We start from the raw sequence: 2,467 nt of genomic DNA, 5'->3' as shown, positions 1-2,467 counted from the left end.
TTAAAAGATGTATCTCTTACCATATTAGTAAGTATAATCTGACCTTCTGAAAATTCCACATTACGTTCAAAATCCAAACCAACCCAATCAGGAACTAGACTAACTTCAAGATGGTGAATTACTGTACTATCTCGTATTTCATATTTACCACTATAAGAAAGATAATTTCTACCAGCACTAAAATATCTCAAGCTTGCCTTAATATATTTGCCAAGATTAGCAATTAATTCTAGTCCTAGTTTAGCATTTTTCAAGTCTTGCATTTCTTCTACTGATAGACCCAGAAGTGGGCGATCGGTCGTCATAATTGATGCTGACATATATCCATCTTCAGTATATATAAGATAGCCTGTAGGATTTTTACCAAAGGGATAAGCAACTTTTTTTTCTGCATCAATAGTGTGAAAATCAACAAGTTTCCAAGTGCCAACTAAATTATCTTTTGAGATTAAATTATCGCTCATTTTTTCTCCTACTAAATTTTTTTCTGCATTATCACTTGTTTGTAAACTTCTATAGGTTAGTTTGTTTTGTTGATAAATTTGTCCTTCCTCGAAAGTATTACCGTAAAAGTAGACTACGCCTAAACTAAAAAATATCAGCAAGATAGTAAGACCAGTCCAAATTTTGCGCTTCATAAACTTATTGTCTCTATTACTACCCTCCTTAATTTTATCATTTCTTTTATGGGTTTAATACCAAATTGATAAATGTTTGCTACAAATATCTAGGGTATTTTTTAGAAGTCAGGAGTCAGGAGTTAGGAGTCAGAATGAATAGTTTCAATGCCATTTTTTAGAGCATAAATTATCTTTTTTTCTCAAAGGGACATCTACTTTAAATTATTTTTATCGGTCTCACTATTCGTAACATTCTTTTTTTAAATTGGTATAATACCCCACTGTCTACACAGTGTTCAAAATTGTTTGGGTGAGAATCCATAAGTAATTTTCCCTTCTGCCTTCTGCCTTCTGCCTTCTGCCTTCTTCAATAAAAAAGGGTGCTAATTTTGCACCCTAATAATTTATTGAGCAATTAACTGTGGTAAAAGTTCTTGAGAGATTAGCTCCAAAAGTAATTTTTGGCTATCCTTCAAGAACATAAACATATGTTTACCAGGTATCCTATCTATTTTTAGGTTGCTGGTAGTATACTTAGACCAATCAGAAAGTTGGCGATCGCTCACTGTATAATCATCTACTCCACTAAAACTAGAGATGGGAAAATCTAGTGGCTTTTTCTCTAAATAACGGTAACTTTGTAACAGTTGAAAATCTGCTTTAAAGATATTCATTAATTCATTGAAAAGCGATGAATCTTGAGTAATATTTTCTGGAATTTCTGAAATTTCTAGAAGATAATTTAGTCGTTCTGCTTCTGAAAGAGATGCTATTGTTTCTAACAAAGTATTGTCTGATGGTGGAACGACACCACTCAAAAACAAGTGGATTGGTTTGAGATTATATTTTTCTTCCAGAAAATAGGCAAGCTCAAAAGCAATAACCCCTCCCATACTATGACCAAAGAAAGCAAAAGGTTTATCCAAATAAGGAGAAAGGAAATCGGCTAAAACTTCAATCAGATTTGCAAAATTTGTAAATGGTTTTTCTTGAAGACGCCTTTGCCTACCTGGCAGTTGAATGGGTAACACTTCTATTTCTGGAGGCAAAGCATCAGACCATTGTTGATACATAGAAGCACTGCTACCCCAGGGGTGGAAGCAGAATAAACGAGTACTTGCATTAGGTTTCGCTTTGTGGTATGCAATCCAACCACTTCCTTTTTTGGTTTCAACAGTTTGGTCAGATGGACTGCTGTCGGTCAATTGTTCAACCAATGCTTCTGCTAATTCCATGATACTAGGACCTTGCAAAATTAAGCTGGCAGGTATAGTTACTGCTAGTTGTTTTTCGATTTTGCTCCGGAGTTCCACAACGCTCAAAGAATCAAAACCTAGTTCTAGAACAGATTCGTGAGTGTCTAAGGCTTCAACAGTATTCAGTTGCAGCACCTTAGCTGCCAACTCTTGCAAATATTCTACTATCATCAACCTACGTTCTGATGTGGTAGCAGCTTGCAACTTCTCAATATCTATTACTGATGAAGGGGAGACTATAAATTCTGCTTCTGTAGACTTTTGCTCCGACTCTGTAACAGATTTTAACTGTTGTTGTTTCAGCAACTCTAGTATTTTCGGCACTAACTCCAGTTCGCTTGCTGAGAGATTACCTGTTTCTGCTAGTTGCTGGGTTAAGGTTTCTGTTGCCGTTTCTGTTATCTGAGCAAAAGTTGATTCTGATAACCCTGACTTCTCACTTTCTATCCAATACCGTTGTCGTTGGAAAGGATAAGTAGGTAAGCTGACTTTTTGTCGCTGATAATCTTGGTCAAATCCTGACCAATCTATTTTTGCTCCCCGAACGTACAATTCTGACAAACTAGAAAGTATTTGCTGCCATTCATTCTT

At 35.6% G+C, this 2,467-nt stretch carries 2 protein-coding genes; both read right to left on the bottom strand.

Going from position 1 to position 2,467, the window contains the following annotated elements; genetic code table 11:
* Nucleotides 1–638, bottom strand: a 638-nt coding sequence (locus AC3DU7_RS14480; protein ID WP_488040033.1) for a lipocalin-like domain-containing protein, incomplete at its 3' end; no start/stop codon positions are given.
* 386 nt (nucleotides 639–1,024) lie between these two features.
* On the bottom strand, nucleotides 1,025–2,467 hold a 1,443-nt coding region (locus AC3DU7_RS14475), incomplete at its 5' end, for an alpha/beta fold hydrolase (RefSeq protein ID WP_488040032.1).

This window comes from Okeania sp., assembly GCF_983059655.1.
Note: the sequence above shows the minus strand (reverse complement) of the source record. Positions and strands in the feature narration are given on the sequence as shown.